Origin of the sequence: Streptomyces sp. NPDC002057, assembly GCF_040296665.1 — a bacterium.
Lineage (GTDB): Bacteria > Actinomycetota > Actinomycetes > Streptomycetales > Streptomycetaceae > Streptomyces.
In genome coordinates this window covers 67,345-84,332 of sequence record NZ_JBEOXR010000003.1, presented here as the reverse complement: position 1 = coordinate 84,332, position 16,988 = coordinate 67,345, and the positions used below count along the sequence as shown (strand labels likewise).

Below are 16,988 nucleotides of genomic sequence, written 5' to 3'. Positions count from 1 at the left end.
ATCATGCAGCCCCTCATCGACAACGCCCGGACCTTCGGACAGCGCCCTGAGGAGTTCGCCAGACTGGCGGAAGGCCAGTCCCCTCAGGTCCTTTTCATCACCTGCTCCGACTCCCGCGTCGTACCCGCCCTCATCACGGGCGCCCGGCCCGGTGAACTCTTCGAACTGCGCACGGCCGGCAACATCGTCCCGCCCTACCGGTCGGGCAGCCCGAGCAGTGAGGCGGCGACCATCGAGTACGCCCTGGCGGTTCTCGGGGTGCGGGACATCGTGGTCTGCGGCCACTCCCACTGCGGAGCGGTCGGCGCCCTCGTACGGGGCGACGACCTCTCCCTCGTACCCGCCGTGCGTGACTGGCTGGCACACGCCGCCGGCGAGTCGGTCGATCCGGCCGAGGCCGACCCCGCGGACCCGGCTGTAGAAGCGGCGGTGCAGAACCACATCCTCACCCAGGTACTGCGCCTGCGCTCCTATCCCTGTGTGCAACAGCGCCTGGAGCAAGGGGTGTTGAACATCCACGCCTGGTACTACGAGGTCCACACCGGCTCCGTACGCGAGCACCGTGCCCACACCGACACATTCGAGGCGCTGTGAGGAGGGCCAGGACCGTCGGGAAGAACTTCCCCCACCTGCGCCAGGACTTCGCGGCCTCGCTCGTCGTCTTCCTGGTGGCCCTCCCGCTGTGCGTCGGCGTCGCCGTCGCCTCCGGCGTTCCGGCCGAACTCGGTCTCGTCACCGGCATCGTGGGCGGCATCGTCGTCGGACTCCTCCCCGGCAGCAGCCTCCAGGTCTCCGGTCCGGCGGCCGGCCTGACCGTTCTCGTCTTCGAGGCCGTCCGCGAGCACGGGCTCGCCGCGCTCGGCGTGATCGTGCTCGCGACCGGACTGCTCCAGATCGCCATGGGCGCTTTCGGGATGGGGCGCTGGTTCCGGGCCATCTCGGTCTCGGTCGTCGAAGGCATGCTGGCCGGCATCGGACTGATCATCATCGCCGGACAGCTCTACGCGGCGGCCGGAACCGACGCCCCCGCCTCCGGGCTCGACAAGATCAAGGGCCTGCCCGGAGCAGCCGCGGACGTGGTGGGCGATGCGACCGCCCTGGTCTCTCTCGCCATAGGCGTCGGCACCATCGCCGTCATCGTCCTGTGGCAAAGGGCGCCGAAGAAGGTACGGGTCGTCCCCGGAGCGCTCGCAGCGGTACTGCTGGCCGTGCTGGCCACCCTCGTCCTCGACCTGCCCGTGGCGACCGTCGAGGTGACGGGCCTTCTCGGCGCGCTCCAACTCCCGGGGCTCTCGGCATTCGGCGATCTGGCGAGCGTCGGCATGATCGGAACAGTCCTCGCGTTCACGCTGATCGCCTCCGCCGAGAGCCTGTTCAGTGCCGCCGCCGTGGACCGCCTCCACGACGGCCCTCGCACCCGCTACGACAAGGAGTTGATGGCCCAGGGCGCCGGCAACGCCGTGTCCGGCCTGCTGGGCGCACTGCCCCTCACCGCGGTGATCGTGCGGAGCTCGGCGAACGTCCAGGCAGGAGCCCGCACCAAGGCATCCCGGGTACTCCACGGACTGTGGCTGCTCCTCTTCGCGGCCCTGCTCCCCGGCGCCCTGGCGCTCATCCCGTTGCCCGCGCTCGCGGGCATCCTGATCCACGCGGGATGGAAACTCATCCCCCGGCGGCAACTCGCCGGCCTGTGGCGCGCACACCGCGGCGAGGCCCTGATCCTCGTGGCCACGGCCCTGGCGATCGTCCTGGTCAACATGTTCGAGGGCGTGCTGATCGGTCTCGCGCTGTCGATCGTGAAGACGGCGTGGGACACGTCGCACCTGAAGACGGAGGTCATAGACAAGGGAGCGGGACCGATCCAGGTCCACCTGTCGGGCAACGCCACTTTCCTGCGGCTGCCGAAAATACTGGACAGCCTCGAAGCGCTTCCCGACGACCGACCCATCGAACTGGACCTCTCGGGCCTCAACTACCTGGACCACGCCTGCCGAGCTGCCCTCGAAACGTGGGCGGAGAGGCACAGCGCCCCAGAGACGGAGCCCGTGAAGGTACACATACCGTAGCCACCCGGTCGAACAGCCCGCCTTCACGTGCTACTTCCGTTCACGGAACGCGGGAGTCGTCTCATCTCGGTCACCCTTCGTGCGGGAGGCCCAAGGTGACCGATCGGGCTACGGGAGTTTTCGGGCAGCACGGCGGGGCTGGACGAGCCTGCCGTGCTGCTGCGGGTTCGGATTCCGGCCGTGACCAAGACAGGGGCGGCTTCATGTGACCGCAGAGGGAGGCAAGGAGCAGTGGCGATCACGGTTCCTCGTTGTGGGCCTCCGCACGGACTCCCGGGCCGAGGGCGGCACGGACACGGACCTCATGGGGTTTCCCGCCCGCCCGTCTCGACGGTGTCGCCGGCTGCGGAGCGGTCGCCGAGGGGGCGGTAGAGCAGCGAGGCAGCGGCTTCGTCGGTGCGGTGCCCGGCGGCACCGAGGACCCCTTCTTCCGGCGGCCGCTGTGGCTTCAGACCCGCTGTGCGGGACGGATTCTGTGGGCCTACGACGAGGAGCACGTCGACGCCCTCACCGCATACGTGGGTGCCCGGCTGCGCGAGCGCCGCGCTTCCCCGACGATGGCGATGTTCGCTCGGCTGCCGGCTTGGATGAAGGCCGCCGAGCGCCGTGACGAGGTGCTGGCCGGCCTGACGGCCCTCCGGGCCCTCGCCCAGCTCTCGACCCCCGCCGACCGCTCCGACGCAGCCCACGAACGTGGCGACCGCCCACGCCAGCACGGCAATGTGCTCCTCCGCGGCGGCCCGCACTAGGGCGTGTCGGAGATGTCGATCAACGCAACGCAGGTCTTGATCGACATCTCGTGCACCGCATAGCGTCAGGGCGGTGGAAGCAACACACCGGCCCGCCGCCCGGGTCATCTGCTTGGACGCTGCCCATCACCTGCTCCTGCTGCACTGGCGCGACCCGCTTGACGGGACATTGCTCTGGGAGCCTCCCGGTGGAGGCATCGAACCGGGTGAGACACCGCTGGTGGCGGCACGACGCGAACTGGCCGAGGAGACCGGACTCGACCCGGCAGCGGTGCTCGATCAGACTGTACCGGTCGATCGCGATGTCCGGTGGAACGGCAAGCGGTACATCGGGACGGAGTACTTCTTCGTCGCACGGTTCACTGACCAACAACCTCCCCTCGTACGTACGGGCCTGCTCCCCGATGAACAGGTCAACCTGGGGACGCACGTCTGGATCGCATGGTCGGACCTGGGCGCGCTGCCAGACCCGGTGGAGCCGCCTCAACTACTGGCCGTACTCGACACCCTGGTGCCGGACGGCCCCTGGCGCGACCGCGACCGCGACCGTGCATGATGCAGGCTCACAGCATCAGCCGTGCGTCTCCGGTCGGCTGGGGAGATGGGCTGTGAAGTATGGATCCGGCGGATGGGCGGATGCCCCGGGCGGACAGGTCTGTGTGATGCGGTCTACGAGGAGACCGGCGTGGTCATGGGTGGTGCCGTGGATGGCGTAGTGTTGGACCTACCGACGCGGGGTGGAGCAGCTCGGTAGCTCGCTGGGCTCATAACCCAGAGGTCGCAGGTTCAAATCCTGTCCCCGCTACTGAAGTGACGTGAGGCCCGGATCCACAGGATCCGGGCCTCACGTCGTCTTGGTTGATCGGCAGTGCGATGTCCACTGCCGAGTCGGTCGGCGTCGAAGGACGGTCGGCTGAGCGGCCGGGCGACACAGCTGCCCACCGACCTCCCGACCACCAGCCTCCCGCCCGCCGGCCTCCCGAGTCACCGGTCTCCCGACCCACCTGAGCACCGGCCAAGGCCGGACCAACGCGATCATCAGCGGCGAAACAGCCGCCCTGTCGAGTTGCGTCTGCCCTCTGACGGCAGGGAGTGGATGTACCGCGGGTGTGTCGCGGGTGTATGGAAAATCGCATACGCCACCGCAACGGCACGCCGTCTGCAATGGCGGCATGGACCACGTCGACCCACCCCTGTCAGCACCGCCCCGCCGCATGCGCCGGTTCGTGCTCCTCTGTCTGGCGATCCTCGCCGTCGCGAGTGGCGCGTTCGCCGTGCGGAAGCCGCTCATGATGTCCGCCCCGGTGTGTTTGGCCGGGCGGTGGCACGGCTGCATCGACACGTTCAACGGCGTCGTGCTCATGACCTTGGTCACGCTGCCGCTGGCGATGCTGGTGGTGTGGGCCCTGGCGCGCCGTCGGCGTGCCACCGGAGCCACTTCGGCGTGGCGGATGTCGCTGGCCGAGGTGGGCATGGTTCACGGGACGGCGCCGTTCCTGTGGATGACCATGATGCCGGGCGCCGGTGCGGGCATGGCCCCCGCCCGGGTGAGCCTGGTGCCGCTGCGGGACCTGCTGATGATGGGGACGCTCGGGATCGCCGGCAACCTGCTGGTCTTCGCGGCACTGGGGTTCTTCGCCCCGATGCGGTTCGCGGCGCTGGCGTCCGTACCGCGGATCCTGGCGCTCGGGGCCGGCTGCTCGGTCCTGGTCGAAACCGCGCAGTACGCCCTCCGGCTGGACCGGGTGTCCTCCGTGGACGACGTACTGGTCAACGCGACCGGCGCTGCGCTGGCCGCGCTGGCGTCGCGCCGCTGGTGGCGCACCACGGCGGTGGCGCCGTCGGACAGCCCGTCCGAGCGGTCGTCGGAGAACTCGTCGGAGGGCCCGATGGAGGGGATGCCGGAGGGGACCGGCCCCAAGCCGACGACACGGGCAGGCTGAGCAGGGCTCCGGTGCGCGCGCCTTTGCATACGTCGGAGATATGCGGTCCTGCTTAGGCTTCAGCCATGCGCGTACTGATCGTGGAGGACGAGCCGTACCTTGCCGAGGCCGTCCGTGACGGTCTGCGGCTGGAGGCGATCGCCGCCGACGTCGCCGGTGACGGCGAATCCGCCCTGGAACTGCTCAGCATCCACTCCTACGACCTCGCCGTCCTCGACCGCGACATCCCCGGCCCCTCCGGGGACGAGGTCGCCCGGCGCATCGTCGCCTCCGGCAGCGGCATCCCGATCCTCATGCTCACCGCCGCGGACCGGATCGACGACAAGGCCTCCGGGTTCGGGCTCGGAGCCGACGACTACCTCACGAAACCGTTCGAGCTGCGGGAGCTCGTTCTGCGGCTGAGGGCCCTCGACCGTAGACGCGCGCACGCCCGGCCCCCGGTCCGCGAGATCGCGGGCCTGCGGGTCGATCCCTTCCGCCGGGAGGTCTTCCGCGAGGGACGCTACGTCGCGCTCACCCGTAAACAGTTCGCCGTGCTGGAAGTCCTCGTCGCCGCCGAGGGCGGGGTCGTCAGCGCCGAAGAGCTGCTGGAACGTGCCTGGGACGAGAACGCCGACCCCCTCACCAACGCCGTCCGCATCACTGTCTCCGCGCTGCGCAAGCGCCTCGGAGAACCGTGGATCATCGCTACGGTGCCGGGAGTCGGCTACCGGATCGGCACCGGCCCCGACCCCACCGCATCCGACCCCACCGCATCCGACCCCACGGCATCCGGCCCCACGGCTTCCCCCACCCATGGTTCCGGCATCGACGCGCCCCCCTCCGACCGCCCCGGCACCACGGGCGCCCGCTCCGTTCGTCCCCACACCACCCGCCCCGGCCCCACCCGCCCCGGACGTACGGATGCGTAGGCGCCCAGGCTTCAGCGTCCGCCTGAAACTCACCCTCAGCTACGCCGGGTTCCTCGGGGTCGCCGGGGCTCTCCTGCTGGCCGTGGTGTGGGTGTTCCTGCTGCGCTACGTCCCCGACAACTCCCAGGGCCTCCTCGGGGTCGCACCCAACCGCTACCTCCTCGTGCGCACCTTCGCCCCCGCCGCAGCCGTCGCGATGGTCTCCCTGCTGGTGTTCGGCCTCGTCGGGGGATGGATCCTGGCGGGTCGGATGCTTGCACCGCTCCACCAGATCAGGACCGCGGCGCGGACGGCCGGAACCGGTTCGTTGTCCCACCGGATCCGCATGAAAGGCCGCCAGGACGAATTCCGGGAGCTCTCCGACACCTTCGACTCGATGCTCGACCAACTCGAATCCCACGTCGTCGAGCAGCAGCGGTTCGCCGCGAACGCCTCCCACGAACTGCGCACCCCGCTGGCGATCTCGCGGACGCTCCTCGACGTCGCCCGCAAGGACCCCACACGGGACCGGGGCGAACTCATCGAACGCCTGCAGGCTGTCAACACGCGGGCGATCGACCTCACCGAAGCCCTCCTGCTCCTTAGCCGCGGCGACAGCGGAAACTTCACCCGCGAGAGCGTCGACCTCTCCCTCATCGCCGAGGAAGCCGCCGAGACACTGCTGCCCGTGGCCGAGCAACGCACGATCACGCTCGACGTCACCGGGGGAGAGGCCCGTACCAGCGGCTCCATGGAGCTCCTGCTGCGGATGGTGACGAACCTCGTCCAGAACGCCGTCGTCCACAACCTCCCCACCGGCGGCACCGTGACGATCCACACCGAGATCCAGGGCGACTCGAGCGTGCTGAGGGTGGAGAACACCGGCCGCCCGCTCCCACCGGAACTCGTACCGACCCTCACCGAGCCCTTCCAGCGCGGAACGGAACGCGTGCGCACCGACGAACATGCCGGCGTCGGCCTCGGCCTGGCCATCGTGCACAGCATCGTCCGCGCCCACGACGGAACCCTCGACCTCGTCCCGCGCAACGACGGCGGCCTCCTCGCCACGGTCCGGTTTCCCCTCATGCCGCCGCGAGTGAACTGACCCGGCAACGAGAGCGTGGAACACTCCGGCCCCCACCCAGGCCTGCACCGATCGAGGCCCGCGCCCGGAAACCCGCCGGCCCACCCCTCACCCGCTCAGCGGGGATCGACCCGCCGCAGCGCACCCACCCCGCCGGCCATGTCCGACCCGAGACCGCGCGCCTCCGTTCTTCAGGCCCCGTCGGAGACGAGACTCCGTGGCCCCACACAGCGGGCGCCCACCTCTTCCACCCTCCGACGCAGCTCCCGGTCGGCCGTGACCACCAGGCACGGCCGGCCGCGCGCCTCCAGAGCCAGCTCGGCGATCAGATCATCACCGCTGCCAGGGGCCTCCTCGACCCGAACACCGGGCACGGAGGCGACACCCCGGGCGCGGCCCTCCACGACCAGGACGATCTCGTACGGGCCTGGGTACGGGCCATCGGCAGGCCCGCCGGTCGCGGCGAGCCGATCACGCAACCGCTCGGCCGCCCCTCGCCGGTCGCGCCACCAGCCGTCCGGCACCGATCCCACGACATTGGCACCGTCCACCACGAGCAAGGGACGAGGGGACGGGTCCGTCGGCGAGGGGCGAACAGGGGGATCCGCAGAGTTCATGGCACCAGGATCTCAGCACTGCGTCCGGCAGCCCGCCCAGACGCCGGCGGGCTGTGGTCGGCGGGTACCGAAGACCCGGGCCCAGGCCCGCCCGCTTCCCGCCAGGCCGGTGAAACGCCACCTCGATGATTGTGGGCGGCTGGAGTTGCTCGCCTACGAGGACGTCACCGTCGCAGACGACGCCAGGAGCGGACCGCCGAGCCGTCAGTGCCGCTACCGGCGCTGTGTCGATGCTCCCGCCCGGCTATGGAGCAGGACTTGGAACGGCTTGAGGATGACATGGAGTGGCACGATGAGTCTCTGGCCCTCGGGTACGGCGAATGCAGGTCCAGTGCGAGCTGCCCCTCGCCGGCGTCACCTCACCGCGCACCACTGAGAGAAGGCTCGCACATGGCGAGAATGACAACGGAAGCGGTCGAAGCCGTTCTCACCGACGCCGGCTGGTCCCGGGGCCGTGACATCGGTGACCAGCTGCCCGAGTTCCTGAGGTTCGTGACCGACCGCTTCACCGAGGAGGGCCACCCGGTCGAACCGTTCCGAGCCGCGCAGGACTTCGTCCGGGAATTCGGTGGGATTCGTCTGGAGATTCCGGGGACCCCGCCGTTCGCCATCGGATTCACCCCTCACTGGATCTACGAGGAGAGCAGCGAGGACGTCGCCGAACTCGCCCGAAACCTGGGAGGGAAGTTGTTTCCCGTCGGATACGAAACGTCCGACGGCGCGATGATCCTCGTCGACGAGACCGGCCGCTTCTTCCTCCTGCACCACACCGGCCCCTACTTCCTGGGAACGAACACCCACGAGGCCGTCAGCTGTCTACTGCGCGGCCCCCAGCAGGAAGCGCGCGACTACTTTGTATAGCGCCGTGCCGGAAAGAGCCATCTTTTCCTTGTGGGGGCACCTGGTCACCAGCCGATCCAACCTGACCGGCACTCGGCCAATGCTGTCTGCACCTTGCCCTGAGGAGTTCTTCGTCAAGGCATCGACGTGTCTCGGGGCCGCGCGTCGGGCTGTCCCGTAACTGCGGTCGGGGTGAGGTGTGCTGACTGGGCACTCCTCGAGGTCAGAGGAAGATGAGTTCGACGCTCTCGTCTACGCAGAAACGTAGGACTACTGTCAGTTGTCGGGCGTCCTGGATGTGCTGCTGGAGAAGTGGTTGATCGGGCTCCTCCTGCCATTCGTCGATGATTGCCTGAAGGCGAGGCAACATCGCAGCGCAGTCGGCAGTAGAGAGATTGTCACCACCGACATCCGGGTGATCGAGGAGCGGCTCCAGGGTGGTGGAGATGTCGCTCCACGGCCGGTCGCCGCCAAAGCCCCACATCTCCGGGAGGCTGAACCCCTCGACCTGTGCGAGACGTTCCCGGAATGCGTTGAAGCTGATGCAGGACCATGAGACGTCCGGGCTGCTGATCTCTCCGTCTCCCGGGAACAGAGTCAAGCCCACGTGGTCCTCCTCGCTTGCGAAGTCGACAGGATCGGCCAGAACGCACTTCATCGGCAACTGAAATGATCGCCGCGTGGCTGGTGTGGTCGCGGCGCCGACGCCGTCCTGGATAGCTCCGCTCCCCGGGACGAGCCCTCGCGTCTTCGGGCAGTCCGATGACGATCTGCGGCGCCAGGGTGTGGACGCGGTCCGCAAGGCCGGCCATAGAGTCTCCCGCTGGAGGACCAGGCACTGCTGTTCGAGTCCCACTGCCGCACGAACCTGACCATGGTCCAGCTTGCCCTTGAAGCGGTGTGTCCAAGTCGGCGACGCACCGCATCATCGACCATCTCGGGCACCTGCTCGGCCTCCAGCCCCGCAAGCGGGACGCCAAGAACACCGCGCTCATCGTGGACGGCACTCTGGTCCCCACCCGAGACCACACCATCGCGGAGCGGTCAAAGAACTACCGGTACTCCACCAACCACCAGGTCCTCATCGACGCCGACAGCCGTCTGGTCATCGTGGTCGGCCGGCCGCTCGCCGGGAACCGCAACGACTGCAAGGCATGGGAGGAATCCGGCGCCAAGGCCGCTGTGGCATGACGCTTTCGGTCGTCGATGGCGGCTACCCAGGCACCGGACTTGTCATCCCGTACCGCCGCAAGCGCGTCCGGACCGAACTCCCGGACCGGAATGAGAAGCACACCAAGTCCCACAAGCAGGTCCGGGCCCGCGTCGAGCACGTCTTCGCCGGCGTGAAGACCTGGAAGATCCTCCGCGACTGCCGTCTCAAGGCGACAGAGTTCACCACGCCACGCTCGGCATGGCCTCGATGTACAGCCCTACTCTCGCCGGGACAGGTGAGCAGCTCGCATGATGGTCGAGCATGCCTCAGTCGACTCGAAGATCATTGAGATCATTTACAGACAAGCCTTAGCTTGATCTTTAAGGTTTGGGCGGTGGGTCAGCCGCTGGATGGGGTCGAGGTGATCTCAGGCCGCGTGGGACCATCTCGGCATGCACCTGGTAGCTGACGGATCCACGCCGACCTCGTCGTTGGTGCTGGTGAAGGACCTCGAGACTGACGACGGGTACGCCTTCGAGCTGGCGAGCCCGCTCTTCCTGGACACTGGTGATCGAATCGCTTTCGAAGGCGAGAGGCTTGTCGTAGTGCGGGCAAGTGGCGAGCGACTGTCACGGGCGGGCGGCTGGTCCACTCGTTGCGGACCGGGGTCTTTGCGCCGCTGGTAGTGTCCGGGTGGGGCTCACCGCCGATACCCACTCAGCCGCCGTGGAGGCCCCACTCGTCAAGGCCGCCGTACACGTGGCCTTGGAGGCACTGAGGGGCGTCAAGACCGACGGCCTCGCCGCGGTAGAGGGCGATCAGAGAGTCCTTGCCCCGCCACCAGGTGTCGGTCAGGCCCTGCACTTCAGGTACCCGCTCGTACCCGTCGAGGTCGAGGGAGTCGACGGCCTTGCCTGTGAGCTTCGTGATGGTCTTGGCCGCCCTTCCCGCATGGTCGGCCAGCGCCAGGGACTCCACCCATCCGTCCGTACTGGCGTGCAAGGGCGTCCAGTGGTAGCCGTCGATTCCGAACGTGCCGTCTGCTCCGATCATGAATCCGTAGGCCATGGAGAACCGGCAGTTCCCGGCCGGGAACGACCAACCCTCCGCGGCCGAGCCCTCGGGACAGTCGGCGTCGAGGATGCGCGGACCGCCCTCGTAGAACGGGGCCGGCGGCAGGGCGAGTCCGCCCCAGCGGTCCTGGAAGGCCAGGGCTCGCCCGATCTCCGCAGCGGGGATTCCGTGCTCGATCCACATGTCACGGTGCTGCCGCAGATCCCGCCGGGGGACGCGGATGCCATGCGCCTCGACGAACGTCCGGGCCCTGCGACTCAGCCCCGCCGGCACGATCGGGATCGGCGACGCGGCCACGTCTGAAGTGTCGGTCATCACCGCTCCTTGCTGCTGGAGTGGAACACTGCCGTCGCGATCTCCCGCACGCGGTCCAGGGTGATCCCCGTGCGCTGTTCGACGGCCAGGGGATGGTCGGTGGGCTCGAGCTCGACGTAGGGGCGCTCACCGATCGGACGAGTGTGGACGTGGGTCCTGAGGTTGAGGGTCGCGGTCGGGTAGACCGGCAGATCCGTGGTGAGCCAGCCGAAGTACGGGTCCTCAGCCTCACGGCCGGGCCTGTCCCACAGATCCGCAGTCCGGGAGAAGTTGTCCCGGCTGAGCGAGACCCAGACACCCCAGGAGAACACCTCGTCGCTGCCGATGACGGGTATCTCGATGAGGCCTTTGACGAAGTAGTGCTGCGCATGGACGACGCACTGGTCCGACGAGAGCAGGCAGTTGTCGGCCTCCGCGAACTCCGGCTCCCAGACGGCCGGGGCGTGGGCTGTGTAGTTCATCGGCAGCTCAGAGTGGTGGGCTCCGCAGCACGAGCAGGTGAACCCGAGATCGCTGGTCATGGTGGGGGAGCCTACTGACAGACTCCGTCACACCACTCCATCGGGGAGCGAAGCGGGTCACCTACAATGGTGCCGCGTCGCTCGCACCCCTCTGGGTCTCGTGCCACTATCCAGCGCCCGGTCTCCCGGTGCGGAGACGCCTCTTGGCGGTTGACCGGCGGGGCGGATCGTCTTACCGCTGCCGGTTGCAACATTCAGGCCGTCGCAGTGATACGTGAGCACGCAGCACGGAGGTGCTCCAGCGTTGGGGATCCCCGCATGTGACTTCGGACGAAGCGTCTTGGGGCGTTTCGAGGAGAGCCCGGTCAAGCCACCCTCTACAGCCCGTACGGCGCGACGGTGGAGGGTGAGCTCTTGACCCTCACGTGGCGTGAGGCTGCATAGTCGGGGCCATGGAGGATCACTGGACCGTGGGACGCGTGGCCGATCTGGCCGGCGTGAGCGTTCGCACGCTGCATCACTATGACGAGATCCGGCTCGTGCAGCCGTCGGCGCGGACCGCAGCCGGGTACCGGGCCTACTCGGCTGAGGACGTGGAGCGGCTGCGGGAGGTACTTGTCTATCGGCGGTTGGGCTTCGGGCTGCGGGAGGTCGCGGAACTGGTCGGTGACCCGTCCACCGACGCGATCGCACACCTGCGTCGGCTGCGTGGTCTGCTTCTGGAACGGCGTGCTCGCGCCGACGCCATGGTGGCCTCCATCGACAGGGAACTCGAGGCACGTTCGAAGGGGCTGAAGGTGACACCGGAGGAACAACTGGAGATGCTCGGTGCACGGTTGTACGACGCGATCGGCGGTGCCTACACCGCGACACGTCGTACCGAGCCGCGGATCGCCGCGCAGATCTGGGACGCGCTCGGGGACGCGGAGACGGTGCTGAACGTAGGAGCCGGAACCGGCTCCTACGAGCCCGCGGATCGTGAGGTGACGGCAGTGGAGCCGTCGGCGGTCATGCGTGCACAGCGGCCCGCGGACTCGGCGCCGTGCGTGGCCGCCGCTGCGGAAGACCTGCCGTTCGAGGACCACTCGTTCGATGTCGCGATGGCTGTCTCCACGGTTCACCACTGGGGCGACCCGATAGCGGGGCTGCGTGAGATGCGGCGGGTGGCCCGCCGCGTGGTGGTGCTCACGTTCGACACCGACGAATCCGGATGGCAGGACCGGTTCTGGCTCACCCGCGACTACCTGCCCGAGTTCGCAGGGGTCCTCGCGGGGTTTCCCTCGTTGGCTGGAATGGCCGACGCGATCGACGCCCGCGTCGAGCCGGTGCCCATCCCGTGGGACTGCGCTGATGGCCTGTTCGAGGCCTACTGGCGGCGACCGGGGGCGTATCTGGACGATCACGTGCGCCGTGCGATGTCGGTGTGGACGAGGGTGGGGCCCGAGGCCGAGCGGCGTGCGGTACGCAGCCTCAACGACGACCTCCAGTCCGGGCGTTGGGCCGAGCGCAACCGCGATCTCACCGATCTCGGCGCAGCCGATCTCGGCCTCCGCCTGCTCGTTGCGACCTAGGCCTGTCCGGCCGATCAGATCGTGGAGGGCGAACTCCAGGATGCGCGAGGGGCGTGCGATGGATGACCTTCTCGACATGACTGGTAGAACGCCGAGCGGCTGGATGCGCGCTGCCTTCCCTGGGGGTCCGTATGGCGAGGAAGTGGGGCGGTGCATTCCCGGTCCTCCCGCGCCGGAGTCCCGCCCCGATGCCGCTGAACGGGGGCGGCGTCCACTTCTACTGACTGTCGACGATGGGTTCGTGGTTCGGCCCGGATGACCTCTTCGTCGTCCACAGCCACGACGGGCCCGCCGTACCGCCGCCCCTGCTCATCGGTCAGGAGAAGACGTGGCACTGGGAAATGCGGCCCAGGTAGGGCCTTGGACCGATCGAACTTGTCGCGCTGGAGCACGGCCGGACCAAGGACGCCCCCGATCCGCGAGCTATCGAGGCGATGGTTGCCGCTGGAGGACTGGAAGCACCCGCTCTTCCAGCGGCTGACCCGACCGCTTTGATGGCTACGAGTACCTCCAGGTCCTGCCCCGCGAGGATGGGACCGCCCACCCCTACGACTCCAGGGGCCGGCGGTCCGTGTCTGTACCGTCCTGGGGGAGGCTGCACTTCCGGGCCGTGGTTGGTACCGACAACCGCCTCACGAGCGGGAGGAAGGCGAGCGCGGGGCCCTACTCCGCGTCCGCGGACACGCGACCGGACAGCGGGGCCGGACTAGGCGGCAGGCGGGTCTGTTGCCCGCCAGTTCGGGTTGGTGACGGCGATCTTGCACGTCTTTTCGCCACGACGGCACGTGAGGAGGATCCGGCGTGAGAGGCCGGTCGCGGCCTAGGCCTAGGTCGGCTGACTCAAGCTCTGGGCCGTCGTCGTCTGCGTGGTCGATTCGAGGCCGGAGGCGGAAGGGCTCCCAGATGTGTGCGGCGATCTGTTCCGGGGTGGGGCTGTACGGGTGGCTGTACCCGAGGCGTTGCTGGAACGGGGTGTGGTTGTAGGCGTCGTCACCGATCCGGGCCGTCACGGAGTCCACGTGACCGAGGGCATCCGGGCCGACCGGGTGCACGAGGAGCTTGAGAGTTCGGCCAGCCACCAGTCACGCTCGATCCGGGCCGCAACCTCAGCCGTCCGCCGGCGTCCTGTCAGACCCGCGCGCTAGCTTCATTCTGTCCGTGCTGTGCTACTCGGACCCTTGCGTGCCCCGTCCGGCGGTGGAACCCGGGCGGGGCACGCTGCTGCCGGACACCCTGTTCGCGACCTCCGGACACGGGGTCCGGGGCGCGGCTCTGGGAGATGTGTCCGGCACTGCTGACTCGCGAGGACAGGGTGTTCGCCCAGATGTCTGGACATCCTGTCCGGGTGTCCTGCGGTGCAGGCGGGCTTGACCAGGTTGGAGCGAATCGCGTCCTTCCAGGAGACCAGTAGCCGCTGGTCCTCCCGAGTCCGAGCGGGGTCGCGGGTCAGCGAGGCGCGGTGTGGGTGCCCGCTGTCTCCGGTCGGCCCGGCGCGGCCCGCCCTGATCCGCTCAATGCCAGCCGGTGTACCCGTCGGGGTGTCCTCCGCCCCCCTCGCCCCGTGTGAGGCCGTACAGGAACAGCCCCAGCACGAGCAGCGCGAGCAGCACCGTCCAGACAGTGCCCGGGAAGTCCGTGATGCTCGGGCGCCGTGGGGGAACGCCGCGCTCGCTCTCGGTGTCGCGTTCCTCGTCGCTCATCCCGCCCCCTCCCTCTGTGTTCATGGCACTGCGTTACGAGGCCGGCGTCAAGCCCTCCGACGGCCCGAGGTGGTTCGAGACGGGACCGATGCCGGCCGCCTGCGCCCATACGGAGGCTTGGCGCGAGATGCCGTTGATCACTTCCCGGGCGCCGTGCCGCAGGGCGGGCGACGGACCCTGAGACGGCCGCTGAGGCGGCAGGCCCACTCGTGCGCGATGAGCGCGACCTTGCCGTCCGGCGAGAGCGCCGTGTGTTTTCGACGATGTGTATTGGCCCCACCCCTGGATCGCCTGACGTCTCGTGGGTGTCCTGGGGCGGAGGCGGTCAGGTGTGGATGGCGGTCCGCTGTGGCCGGTAGCGCGTGGTTCACAGAGCCCGCCCGGCTGCTTCCCCTGACCGGAATGCGGACGGGCGGGCGCCTTGTTGTCCCGTCCCATGCTGGTCCGCTCGGAGAGAGTTCGAGCGCGCCACGGCTGTCTCAGCTGATCGCCGCGAGAGGGCTTCGGGCGCTACTGGGCGGTTGGATTGGGGGTATTGGACGGGGGCGGGCTGCGTGGAGGCCCCGGGATCTCAGGGGTTTGGCGAGCGCCCCTAGGGTGGACCGATGACGTCGATCAAGAAGTTCCAAGTCACCTTCGACTGTGCTGAACCCGAGCGCCTCGCTCGATTCTGGTGCGAGGTGTTGGGGTACGTCGTACCGGCTCCGCCAGAGGGATTTGCAACCTGGGACGACTACAAGCGTTCGCAGGCACCCGAGCAGCGGGATTCGTGGTTCGCCTGCACTGACCCCTCAGGCGTGGGTCCGCGACTGTACTTCCAGCGCGTCCCAGAGGGGAAGGCCGCCAAGAACCGGCTGCATCTTGATGTACGGGTCGGCACCGGGCTCAAGGGTGAGGAGCGCCTCGCCGCGCTTGAGGCCGAACGCGCACGACTGGTCCCGCTCGGCGCCGTACACGTGCGAACGCTCTATGACGGCAACGACTCGTGCATTCCGATGTTGGACATCGAGGGCAACGAGTTCTGCATCGACTAGGAACTGTCCAGCCGATCTTCGTGATGCGGTCGACCGCCTGGGCACCTCCGTCCGGGACGTCAAACAGCTCGATGGGCGCCAGCGGATGGGACTAGGTCACCGGGTACAACGGGGATGTCGAGGCGGCCTTGGCGACATTGCAGGCCAGCGTGTTCCAGGAGGAGTACGGCGACGATGACCGATACCGAAGCCTGGAGGACCTCTCTGAGGACGAGGAGTTCATGGGGACCGAGGGCACCCATACGATCCTTGACATCGACAAGGTTGTCGCCACGGATGACCCGCCGGCACGTTCCGCTATCGCTGACTACGGCACCCTGCGCCCTCTGGCCCTCAACCGTGTGAGGCACCACTTCGGCACAGATTGCCCGTCGGTCGAGCAGTACGAGGAACTCACTGCTGCTGCCAACGAGGCTGCGGGCCATGAGGAGCACGAGCGAAGCCTGCTCGGCGAGTGTCAGATGCGGTGGACCGGTTTCTACATCGTCCTCTACTCCGGCGATAGGCCGACTCACCTGGGAATCTTCGGATTCTCAGGAGACTAGGACCGACTCGATGGGGCACGCCCTGGCCCTTGCTGCTGATCGTTCACATGGACATGGGGCGGGGTGATATGACGGTTGCCGAGTGGGAGCGGCTGCGGCCGTTCCTTCCGGTCAGCAGCGGGCGTGGTGGCAGGTGGCGGGATCGCCGGCAGGTGATCGACGGGATTCTGCACCGAGTGCTGACCGGGGTGCAGTGGCGTGATCTGCCCGAACTGTTCGGGCCGTGGAAGACCGTCTATGAACGCCACCGCCTGTGGTCGGCCGACGGAGGCTGGGAACCTTGCTCCAGCAGGTCCAGGCCGCGGCCGACGCCGCAGGCGAGATCAACTGGGACATCTCGGTCGACTCCACCATCGTCCGCGCGCATCAACACGCGGCCGGCGCCCGTACCGATTCGCCTCCGGCCCGGAACCAAAGGGGGCCGAAGAAATGGAACACCAGGCCGATACGGCGTGGCAGATTCTCTTCGCCCACCTGGTGGTGGAGGTGGTGCTGGAAGCGAGGGCCTGGGCCGCTCACGTGGAGGGTTCACCAGCAAGCTCCACCTGAGCGCGGACGGCCGCTGCCGCCCGCTGTCCCTGATCGTCACTCCAGGTCAGCGGGCGGATTGTACTCAGTTCAAGCCGGTCCTTGAGAAGATCCGAGTGCCCAGACCTTGCCCGGGTCGGCCACGCAAGAAGCCTGCCAGCCTCGCGGCCGACAAGGCTTACAGCAACGGCCCCATCTGCGAGTACCTGCGACGACGGGGAATCAGCCACACCATCCCGGAGAGGATTGATAGTCAGGCGGCCCGCGTACGCAAGGGCTTACGTGGCGGTCGGCCGCCCGGCTTCGACGAGATCCGCTACCCGAAGCGCAACACGGTCGAGCGGGCGATCAACCGCCTGAACTTCACGATGATGCTCACTGGGGCATCATGCCGACTGCCCATAACCATGATCGGCCG

At 68.3% G+C, this 16,988-nt stretch carries 16 protein-coding genes, 1 tRNA gene and 2 pseudogenes; 14 read left to right on the top strand and 5 right to left on the bottom strand.

Translation table 11 applies throughout. The annotated features are described in order from the left end of the window. Window positions 1–3: 3 nt before the first annotated feature. The 8 genes from ABT129_RS03735 (at window position 4) to ABT129_RS03700 (ending at window position 6,753) form a co-directional block, all read left to right on the top strand. Window positions 4–594, top strand: coding sequence for a carbonic anhydrase (locus ABT129_RS03735; protein ID WP_351896103.1), 591 nt, complete (start codon window positions 4–6; stop codon window positions 592–594). Beyond that, window positions 591–2,066 carry a SulP family inorganic anion transporter gene (locus ABT129_RS03730; protein ID WP_351896101.1) on the top strand — a complete coding sequence of 492 codons (1,476 nt, stop codon included), beginning with the start codon at window positions 591–593 and terminating at the stop codon, window positions 2,064–2,066. Before ABT129_RS03735 ends, ABT129_RS03730 begins: the two co-directional genes overlap by 4 nt. A gap of 401 nt (window positions 2,067–2,467) precedes the next feature. Further along, entirely contained in the window at window positions 2,468–2,815 is a 348-nt protein-coding gene (locus tag ABT129_RS03725; protein WP_351896098.1) for a hypothetical protein, read from the top strand. Window positions 2,816–2,888: 73 nt separating this feature from the next. Further along, entirely contained in the window at window positions 2,889–3,371 is a 483-nt protein-coding gene (locus tag ABT129_RS03720; protein ID WP_351896096.1) for an NUDIX domain-containing protein, read from the top strand. 175 nt (window positions 3,372–3,546) lie between these two features. After that, window positions 3,547–3,620: transfer RNA gene (locus tag ABT129_RS03715), tRNA-Met, on the top strand. 367 nt (window positions 3,621–3,987) lie between these two features. Further along, window positions 3,988–4,758 (top strand): VanZ family protein, encoded by a 771-nt coding sequence (locus ABT129_RS03710; protein ID WP_351896093.1) that lies wholly within the window; start codon window positions 3,988–3,990, stop codon window positions 4,756–4,758. Between the two features lie 65 nt (window positions 4,759–4,823). Continuing rightward, a complete protein-coding gene (locus ABT129_RS03705; RefSeq protein ID WP_351896091.1) occupies window positions 4,824–5,669 on the top strand; it encodes a response regulator transcription factor in 846 nt (281 codons plus the stop codon). Further along, complete coding sequence (locus tag ABT129_RS03700) at window positions 5,662–6,753, top strand: sensor histidine kinase (RefSeq protein WP_351896089.1); 1,092 nt, start codon at window positions 5,662–5,664, stop codon at window positions 6,751–6,753. Before ABT129_RS03705 ends, ABT129_RS03700 begins: the two co-directional genes overlap by 8 nt. 170 nt (window positions 6,754–6,923) lie before the next feature. On the opposite strand, the gene ABT129_RS03695 is transcribed toward ABT129_RS03700, so the two are convergent. Next, window positions 6,924–7,349: a PIN domain-containing protein gene (locus tag ABT129_RS03695; protein ID WP_351896087.1), complete on the bottom strand. Its 426-nt coding sequence runs from the start codon at window positions 7,347–7,349 to the stop codon at window positions 6,924–6,926. 390 nt (window positions 7,350–7,739) lie between these two features. Between ABT129_RS03695 and ABT129_RS03690 the strand changes: the two genes are divergently transcribed. Beyond that, a complete protein-coding gene (locus ABT129_RS03690) occupies window positions 7,740–8,210 on the top strand; it encodes an SUKH-3 domain-containing protein (RefSeq protein WP_351896085.1) in 471 nt (156 codons plus the stop codon). Window positions 8,211–8,412: 202 nt separating this feature from the next. On the opposite strand, the gene ABT129_RS03685 is transcribed toward ABT129_RS03690, so the two are convergent. Next, window positions 8,413–8,796, bottom strand: coding sequence for a hypothetical protein (locus tag ABT129_RS03685; protein WP_351896082.1), 384 nt, complete (start codon window positions 8,794–8,796; stop codon window positions 8,413–8,415). A gap of 73 nt (window positions 8,797–8,869) precedes the next feature. On the opposite strand from ABT129_RS03685, the pseudogene ABT129_RS03680 reads away from it, so the two are divergent. Further along, window positions 8,870–9,654 (top strand): annotated as a pseudogene (locus ABT129_RS03680) (transposase). 405 nt (window positions 9,655–10,059) lie between these two features. Here ABT129_RS03680 and ABT129_RS03675 read toward each other — a convergent pair. Both ABT129_RS03675 and ABT129_RS03670 read right to left on the bottom strand, forming a co-directional pair. Next, entirely contained in the window at window positions 10,060–10,731 is a 672-nt protein-coding gene (locus ABT129_RS03675; RefSeq protein ID WP_351896080.1) for a hypothetical protein, read from the bottom strand. After that, window positions 10,731–11,192, bottom strand: coding sequence for a DUF2199 domain-containing protein (locus ABT129_RS03670; RefSeq protein ID WP_351896505.1), 462 nt, complete (start codon window positions 11,190–11,192; stop codon window positions 10,731–10,733). The genes ABT129_RS03675 and ABT129_RS03670 overlap by 1 nt, the downstream gene beginning before the upstream one ends. Before the next feature lie 452 nt (window positions 11,193–11,644). On the opposite strand from ABT129_RS03670, the gene ABT129_RS03665 reads away from it, so the two are divergent. Further along, window positions 11,645–12,763, top strand: a complete 1,119-nt coding sequence (locus ABT129_RS03665; RefSeq protein ID WP_502981641.1) for a MerR family transcriptional regulator — start codon at window positions 11,645–11,647, stop codon at window positions 12,761–12,763. Window positions 12,764–14,274: 1,511 nt separating this feature from the next. Here the strand turns inward: ABT129_RS03665 and ABT129_RS03660 are convergent. After that, complete coding sequence (locus tag ABT129_RS03660) at window positions 14,275–14,463, bottom strand: hypothetical protein (protein WP_351896078.1); 189 nt, start codon at window positions 14,461–14,463, stop codon at window positions 14,275–14,277. A gap of 605 nt (window positions 14,464–15,068) precedes the next feature. Here ABT129_RS03660 and ABT129_RS03655 point away from each other — a divergent pair. The 3 genes and pseudogenes from ABT129_RS03655 to ABT129_RS03645 form a co-directional block, all read left to right on the top strand. After that, window positions 15,069–15,497, top strand: a complete 429-nt coding sequence (locus tag ABT129_RS03655; protein WP_351896076.1) for a VOC family protein — start codon at window positions 15,069–15,071, stop codon at window positions 15,495–15,497. A 149-nt stretch (window positions 15,498–15,646) separates the two neighbouring features. After that, window positions 15,647–16,042, top strand: a complete 396-nt coding sequence (locus ABT129_RS03650; protein ID WP_351896074.1) for a hypothetical protein — start codon at window positions 15,647–15,649, stop codon at window positions 16,040–16,042. 53 nt (window positions 16,043–16,095) lie between these two features. Beyond that, window positions 16,096–16,950 (top strand): annotated as a pseudogene (locus ABT129_RS03645) (IS5 family transposase); the annotation flags it as partial. Between the last annotated feature and the right edge of the window lie 38 nt (window positions 16,951–16,988).

Excerpts from the sequence above, each read along its gene's own strand:
- ABT129_RS03735 (WP_351896103.1), top strand. The coding sequence starts at position 4 with ATGCAGCCCCTCATCGACAACGCCCGGACCTTCGGACAGCGCCCTGAG.
- ABT129_RS03710 (WP_351896093.1), top strand. The coding sequence starts at position 3,988 with ATGGACCACGTCGACCCACCCCTGTCAGCACCGCCCCGCCGCATGCGC.
- ABT129_RS03705 (WP_351896091.1), top strand. The coding sequence starts at position 4,824 with ATGCGCGTACTGATCGTGGAGGACGAGCCGTACCTTGCCGAGGCCGTC.
- ABT129_RS03700 (WP_351896089.1), top strand. The coding sequence starts at position 5,662 with ATGCGTAGGCGCCCAGGCTTCAGCGTCCGCCTGAAACTCACCCTCAGC.
- ABT129_RS03695 (WP_351896087.1), bottom strand. The coding sequence starts at position 7,349 with ATGAACTCTGCGGATCCCCCTGTTCGCCCCTCGCCGACGGACCCGTCC.
- ABT129_RS03690 (WP_351896085.1), top strand. The coding sequence starts at position 7,740 with ATGGCGAGAATGACAACGGAAGCGGTCGAAGCCGTTCTCACCGACGCC.
- ABT129_RS03675 (WP_351896080.1), bottom strand. The coding sequence starts at position 10,731 with ATGACCGACACTTCAGACGTGGCCGCGTCGCCGATCCCGATCGTGCCG.
- ABT129_RS03670 (WP_351896505.1), bottom strand. The coding sequence starts at position 11,192 with ATGAACTACACAGCCCACGCCCCGGCCGTCTGGGAGCCGGAGTTCGCG.
- ABT129_RS03665 (WP_502981641.1), top strand. The coding sequence starts at position 11,645 with ATGGAGGATCACTGGACCGTGGGACGCGTGGCCGATCTGGCCGGCGTG.
- ABT129_RS03660 (WP_351896078.1), bottom strand. The coding sequence starts at position 14,463 with ATGAGCGACGAGGAACGCGACACCGAGAGCGAGCGCGGCGTTCCCCCA.
- ABT129_RS03655 (WP_351896076.1), top strand. The coding sequence starts at position 15,069 with ATGACGTCGATCAAGAAGTTCCAAGTCACCTTCGACTGTGCTGAACCC.